Source organism: Nguyenibacter vanlangensis, assembly GCF_013376155.1.
Lineage (GTDB): Bacteria > Pseudomonadota > Alphaproteobacteria > Acetobacterales > Acetobacteraceae > Gluconacetobacter > Gluconacetobacter vanlangensis.
In genome coordinates this window covers 1-4,983 of sequence record NZ_JABXXP010000188.1, presented here as the reverse complement: position 1 = coordinate 4,983, position 4,983 = coordinate 1, and the positions used below count along the sequence as shown (strand labels likewise).

The following is a 4,983-nucleotide window of genomic DNA, read 5'->3' as shown; positions in this document are numbered from 1 at the left end:
GGCCTCAATGGCGGGCTGGTGGTGCGGCCCGACGGCACCATCGTCTCGCGCCTCTCCCTCAGCGCGGACGCCACGCGGCTGGCGGTCGGCGAACTGATGGGCAACGCGGTCGATGCGTGGCTGTTCATCGGCCATGACTGGCTGGTCACCGATCCGCACGCCCCCTATGTCGCGCGCGAGCGCCAGGTGGTGCAGACCGACCCGCTGGTGGTGCCCGACTTCACCGGCCATTACGACCATGTCGGCAAGATCATGGGCGCCTCGTCCGACTATCCGCTGCTGGCGCAGGTCGAATCCGACCTCGCCGCCCGCCTGGCCGGCCATGCCAGCGTCCATCGCTCGTCCGACTATTACCTGGACATCACCCATCCCAGGGCGAACAAGGGCTATGCCGCCATGGAACTGGCGCGCCTCATGGATGTCGATATCGGGCAGGTCGCGTGCATCGGCGACATGTATAACGATGTGCCGATGCTCGACGAAGCCGGCGTCGCGATCGCCATGGGCAACGCGCCTGACCCGGTCAAGGCGCACGCCCATTTCGTGACCGACAGCAACGAACAGGATGGCTGGGCGCAGGCGATGCGGCGCTATGTCCTGCCGCGGGCATAAGCCGTCCGCATCCATGCCGGAGGATACGACATGACCGACACCGTCTCCCCCCCGATCCGCCTGGTCCTGGCGGATGTCGACGGCACGCTGGTCACGCGTGAGAAGCTTCTGACCGACCGCGCGGTCGCCGCGGTGCGCAAGCTCCGCGCGCGCGGCATTCTCTTCACCATCACCAGCGGCCGCCCGCCGATGGGCATGAAGATGGTGATCGACCCGCTGGCCATCGACCAGCCGGTCGCCGGCTTCAATGGCGGCATGATGGTCCACCCCGACTATTCGCTGATCGAGGCCCACACCCTGACGCCGGCGGTCGCCCGCCGCGCGCTCGACATATTGCGCGACCACCGCGTGGACCCCTGGGTCTATAACGGCAATGACTGGCTGGTCGCCGATGCCGGCGCGCCCCACGTCGCGCGCGAGCAATGGACGGTCAAGTTCCCGCCCAGGATCGTGCCCGACGTCGGCGCCCGGCTCGACCAGGTGGTCAAGATCACCGGCGTCAGCGACGATCTCGACCTGATGAAGCGGGTGGAGCAGGATCTGCGCGACGCGCTGGGCGACGACGCGTCCGCCGCGCGCTCGCAGCCTTATTATGTCGACGTCACCCACCATGACGCCAACAAGGGCGGCGTGGTCCTGGCGCTGCAGCGCCTGCTCGGCATCCCGGCCGAACAGATCGCGACCCTGGGCGACCAGCCGAACGATGTGCTGATGTTCCGCCGCTCCGGCCTGTCGATCGCGATGGGGCAGGCGGCGGACGAGGTCAAGGCGCAAGCCACCCACGTCACCACCTCGTCGGAAGAGGAAGGGTTCGCCGTGGGTGTGGAACGGTTTATTTTAGGAGAGGATGCCTGATGGGCGGTCATGACGTAAAAACCGGCGAGATGGTCGTACTGGCCGATGGCGAGGCCATCGCGCGCTACGTGGCCGAATGGCTGACCCAGCAGGCCCTGGCCAAGCAGGACGGCCCCTTCGTCATCGCCTTGTCCGGCGGCTCGACGCCCAAGCGCCTGTATGAAATCCTGGCCTCGCCGGACTACGCCACCCGTTTTCCCTGGGCCAGGACGCATCTCTTCTTCGGCGACGAACGCTTCGTGCCGCCCGCCGACCCGGCCAGCAACTTCACCATGACGCAGAAGGCCCTGCTGTCGCACATCGCGATCCCGGCCGAAAACGTCCATCCCATGCCGACCGACGGCGATCCGGCGGCGGCGGCGGCGCGCTACCAGGCGGAATTGCAGGCCCTCTACGGCGCCGAAACCCTGCAGCCCGGCCGCCCGCTCTTCGACGTGGTGCTGCTCGGCCTGGGCGATAACGGCCATACCGCCTCGCTCTTCCCGCGCCAGCCGGTGCTGCAGGAACGCAAATTGTGGGTGTCGACCTGCGTGCCCGACGACGCGCCGCATACCCGCCTGACGCTGACCTACCCGGCCATCCATTCCAGCCGCCACGTGCTGTTCATGCTGGCCGGCGCCGGCAAGGCCGAGGCCTTCGCCAAGGTCCGCGCGGGCGAACCCGGCGAACCCGCCAGTCACATCACCACCGAGGGCGAACTGATCTGGCTGCTGGACAAACCCGCCGCCGGTCTCTGACGGCCATAAGACAAGAGGGGCCGCGCCAGGCCCCCGGGAGAAGATGCGATGGTCCAGAGTACGGACCCCCAGACAGCGGACCCGACAGCGGACCCGATGATCGAATTCAAGCGCCAGGTGGCCGAGGAAGCCGCCGCCATGGTCCGGAACGGCATGGCCGTCGGGCTCGGTACGGGCAGCACCTCGGCGATGATGATCGACGCGCTGGGCCGCCGCTGGGCCCAGGGGCTGCGCTTCGTGGCCATCCCCACCTCCGAACGCTCGGCCGCGCAGGCGCGCGGCCACGGCATCACCCTGGTCTCGTTCGCCACCCACCCGCAGCTCGACCTGGCGATCGACGGCGCGGATGAGGTCGAACGCGGCTCGCTCAACCTGGTCAAGGGCCTGGGCGGCGCCCTGCTGCGGGAAAAGATCGTCGCCGCGGCGGCCCGGCGCTTCATCGTCATGGTCGATGAAGGCAAGCTGGTCGACCATCTCGGCAGCCACGCCCCGATCCCGGTCGAAGTCACCCCCTTCGGCTGGGAAAGCACCGCGCGCCAGCTCGGCGAACTGGGCGCGCGCGTGTCGCCGCGCATGGACCGCGACGGCAACCTGTTCGTCACCGACGGCGGCAACATGATCCTCGATTGCGCCTTCGGGCCGATCGCCGATCCGCCCGGGCTGGCGGCCGATATCCGCCGGATCGTCGGCGTGATCGAGACCGGCCTGTTCATCGGCCGGACGTCCGAGGTCCTGGTGGCCGGCCGGCACGGCCTCACCAGGCTGGTGGCCGCATGACCGCCCGCACGCCGGCCGAGGACATCCGGCCCCACATCCTGGTCGTCATGGGCGTGTCCGGCAGCGGCAAGACCACGGTGGCCGAGGGCCTGCACAACGTGCTGGGCTGGCCCTATCAAGAGGGCGACCGCCTGCACCCCCAGGCGAATGTCGACAAGATGGCCGCCGGCATTCCGCTGACGGACGCCGATCGCTGGCCCTGGCTGGCCGAATGCCGCAAATGGATCGATGCCCGCATCGCGGACGGCGGCGGCGGCATCCTCACCTGCTCGGCGCTCAAGCGCAGCTACCGCGAAATCCTGGCCAAGGACACCGACCAGGTGGTGTTCATCTTCCTCGACGTGCCCGAAGCGATCCTCAAGGACCGGCTGGCCCGCCGCACCGGCCACTACATGCCGCCCAGCCTGCTGCCCAGCCAGCTCGCCACGCTGGAACCGCCCGGGCCGGACGAACATGCGCTGACCATTGACAGTTTCATCTCCCCGGCCGAAGTCATCGCCCATACGCTGGGCCAGTTGAAATACCGCCTGGACCGATAGCGCGGGCGCGAAGCAAAGGCGGGCAGGGCTCCTTCATGTCGCAAGCGCGCGGGCGGCGCCTGTCGCCGCCTCTGGCATTCCTGGCGTTTTCCTGTCTCTGCCACCCGTCCGCCGCCCAAGCCCAGGACTCCGAAACCTTGGGCCCCGAAACCGTGCCCCGACGCTGCGTCGCCCACGTCATTTCGGTGCCGCTGGTCAGCGGCTGGGGCAGCCCGGCGGTGCCGGTCACCATCAACGGCACGCAGGGCGTCGCCTTCCTCGGCCTGACCCAGGAAAATATCGGCGTCTTCCAGCGTCCCGGCATGACCTATCCGATGGGCCGCAAGCTGGACGTCCAGACCATCGCCGGGGGCGGCCACAGCTACCTCACCACGATCGACAGCCTGGCGCTGGGGCGCGGCCGGGCCGGCAAGGTGCGCGGCATCATGCTCGGCTCGATCGGCGACCGCCGGCTGGACGGCCGGCCCGTGCTGGCCGTGCTGGGCTACGATATCCTCGGCAATTACGACGTGCTGCTCGATTTCCCGGGGCAAAGCCTGACCCTGTTCAGGGAAACCGGCGCGCCGAACTGCCCCGCTCTCACCCGCCTGGCCGGCGCCCGCGCCTATCAGGCGCCCCTCCTGCCGAACCGCGAAGGCATGGACACGATGGTGCAGGTCGCCATCGGCGGCGTGCCGGTCGGCATGGAACTCGAACCGGGCTCCAACGCCTCGATCCTCCGCACGGCGGACGCCACCGATACCGGCGTGACCCCATCCATGCTGGATGACGATCCCCGCTCGCGCACCGATGCCGGCCCGACCATCATCGGCCGCCGCCACGCCTTCGCCCGCTACGTGCTGGGCGGCTATCGCGGCACCGGCCTGCTCGCCGACGTCACCCCCGCGACCACCAACATCCTGGGCATGAATTTCTTCCGCGGCCGGCGCGTCCTCTTCGCGTTTCCCACCCGCATGCTCTATTTCTCCGACCCCCAGCCCCCGCCGCCGGGCATGCCGGCGGATGGCGGCTTCAGCCCGGCCCAGTCCCGCCTGGCCGAAACCACGGTCCAGGACCAGCCCGCCCCGCCCTGACCCCACGGACGGGCCGTCACCCCTCCAGAAGGCCCCGCCCGGGCATATCCTCCTTCAGCCCGATCCCGCTCGCCCCCAGTGCCCGCGCGCCGTTCAGCAGCCAGGCCAGCTTGGCCGCCGCCTCCCGCGCCGGCAATCCGCCCTGGGAATGGATGTTGGAAATGCAGTTGCGCTCGGAATCCACCCGCCCGGGACGGGGGTCCCAGGTCATGTACAGGCTCAGCGATTCCGCGATGCTCAGCCCCGGCCGCTCGCCGATCATCATCACCACGCACCGGGCCCCCAGGCGGTGCCCGATCTCGTCGCCCAGCGCGACCCGGGCGTTATGCGCCACCACCACCGGCGCGATCCGCCACCCCGCCAGAAGGCGCCGCGCCGCCGCCAGCACCG

At 69.5% G+C, this 4,983-nt stretch carries 7 protein-coding genes; 6 read left to right on the top strand and 1 reads right to left on the bottom strand.

Annotated features, from left to right (window positions below; all coding sequences use genetic code 11):
* From HUK84_RS10250 to HUK84_RS10225, 6 genes are all read left to right on the top strand, one after another.
* Window positions 1–612 (top strand): HAD hydrolase family protein (locus HUK84_RS10250; protein WP_176640205.1); only part of this gene is annotated, 612 nt, incomplete at its 5' end.
* Between the two features lie 30 nt (window positions 613–642).
* Window positions 643–1,467 (top strand): Cof-type HAD-IIB family hydrolase, encoded by an 825-nt coding sequence (locus tag HUK84_RS10245; RefSeq protein WP_176640204.1) that lies wholly within the window; start codon window positions 643–645, stop codon window positions 1,465–1,467.
* Window positions 1,467–2,204, top strand: coding sequence for a 6-phosphogluconolactonase (gene pgl / locus HUK84_RS10240; RefSeq protein ID WP_176640203.1), 738 nt, complete (start codon window positions 1,467–1,469; stop codon window positions 2,202–2,204). Before HUK84_RS10245 ends, pgl begins: the two co-directional genes overlap by 1 nt.
* Before the next feature lie 48 nt (window positions 2,205–2,252).
* Window positions 2,253–2,981, top strand: coding sequence for a ribose-5-phosphate isomerase RpiA (rpiA, locus tag HUK84_RS10235; RefSeq protein WP_176640202.1), 729 nt, complete (start codon window positions 2,253–2,255; stop codon window positions 2,979–2,981).
* Window positions 2,978–3,520, top strand: coding sequence for a gluconokinase (locus HUK84_RS10230; protein ID WP_176640201.1), 543 nt, complete (start codon window positions 2,978–2,980; stop codon window positions 3,518–3,520). The genes rpiA and HUK84_RS10230 overlap by 4 nt, the downstream gene beginning before the upstream one ends.
* Before the next feature lie 35 nt (window positions 3,521–3,555).
* On the top strand, window positions 3,556–4,593 hold the full coding sequence (locus HUK84_RS10225) for a pepsin/retropepsin-like aspartic protease family protein (RefSeq protein WP_176640200.1): 1,038 nt from the start codon (window positions 3,556–3,558) through the stop codon (window positions 4,591–4,593).
* A gap of 16 nt (window positions 4,594–4,609) precedes the next feature.
* On the opposite strand, the gene HUK84_RS10220 is transcribed toward HUK84_RS10225, so the two are convergent.
* Window positions 4,610–4,983, bottom strand: a 374-nt coding sequence (locus HUK84_RS10220; protein WP_176640199.1) for an ethanolamine ammonia-lyase light chain EutC, incomplete at its 5' end; no start/stop codon positions are given.